Genomic DNA, 600 nt, shown 5'->3' on the forward strand with positions numbered 1-600 from the left:
GTAATCGACGAATAGACGCTCCCCGGCCGGGTGACGCTGGCGCATCACCGGCGACAGCTTGCCTTCCCACCGGGTGTAAAGCTCGCAAAACCGGGAATAGCCGTAGCCCTCAGGATGATCCGAGCGATACTCTTCCCATAACAGTGACAGCGTCACGCCCTTGCGGCGCAACTCGCGGTGGACATGCGCCCAGTCAGGCTGGGTCGCGATACGTTGGGTGTTTTGGTTGACCTGCTCAAACAGGCGACGCTCGAGGTCCGTGTCGGACATCTCTGGGGGCAGTGGCCAGCTCAGGCCCAACTCAGCGGCACGATCAAGATAGCCCCGAAGGGTGGTGCGCCCGATTGCCAGGCTCGCCGCAATCTGTCGGGTCGACAGACCCTCGGCTGACAGCCGTAACACGTCTCGTATCTTCCGCATCGGCATTCTCTTCATCGGGCTTCCTTCGTGCCAAAAGGGCGGAAGGTAGCCGGTTACAGATTGCCTCGCAGCAGCACGTCACAGGGGTGGGCGCATACCCCGGAATCGGTGGGCGGATAAAATCGGAACGGGTGGGCGCATCAAATCGGAATCGGTGGGCGGATCACCCCGGAATACGCA

1 pseudogene is annotated in these 600 nt (G+C 61.7%); it reads right to left on the minus strand.

The annotated features are described in order from the left end of the window. Window positions 1-402, minus strand: a pseudogene (locus ACOI1H_RS26120) (IS21 family transposase); the annotation flags it as partial. Between the last annotated feature and the right edge of the window lie 198 nt (window positions 403-600).

The organism is Loktanella sp. DJP18 (assembly GCF_049310965.1).
Classification (GTDB): domain Bacteria; phylum Pseudomonadota; class Alphaproteobacteria; order Rhodobacterales; family Rhodobacteraceae; genus Loktanella.